1 protein-coding gene is annotated in these 623 nt (G+C 63.2%); it reads right to left on the reverse strand.

Going from position 1 to position 623, the window contains the following annotated elements:
- Positions 1-623 (reverse strand): histidine kinase dimerization/phospho-acceptor domain-containing protein (locus tag ACT6QU_RS19495; RefSeq protein ID WP_444837034.1); only part of this gene is annotated, 623 nt, incomplete at both ends.

Consider the following 623-nt stretch of genomic DNA (forward strand, 5'->3'; position numbering starts at 1 on the left):
ATCCATGCCCGCCCCGCTATCGGCTACCGCGATGCGGACATAGATGCCATCGGGAAGGCCCCCATCCTCACCGGCTGCCTCCCAGCGATCGACCGAAATCGCGAGACGCCCCCCATCGGGCATCGCATCGCGTGCGTTGACGGCCAAGTTCAGAATAGCGAGCTCGAGCTGGTGGGGATCGACCATCGCCGCAGGGACATCGACCGCAAGATCGACCGACAGGTCGATGGTCGGACCGATCGAGCGGTGAACGAGTTCCTCCATCCCGGCGATCAGTTCCTTCACATCGACGGGAAGAGTCTCGAGATTCTGGCGGCGCGCAAAAGCAAGCAGGCGGGCGACAAGGGTCCGCGCGCGCTCGGACGACTGGAGAGCGCCATCGAGAAGCTTCTGCAGCCGCGGTTCCGTAATCTTGGTGCGCAAGATGTCTAGGCTACCGACGATGGGCGTGAGCAAATTGTTGAAGTCATGGGCGACGCCGCCGGTGAGCTGGCCGAGCGTCTCGAGTTTCTGGGCCTCGTGAAGCTGCATCATCACTTCGGCATGTTCGCGCGTACGCTCCTCGACGCGTTGCTCGAGCTCGACCGCGAAGTTGCGGAGCGTCTCTTCGGCCGCTTTCCGCT

Source organism: Aliihoeflea sp., from assembly GCF_052435475.1.
Lineage (GTDB): Bacteria > Pseudomonadota > Alphaproteobacteria > Rhizobiales > Rhizobiaceae > Aliihoeflea.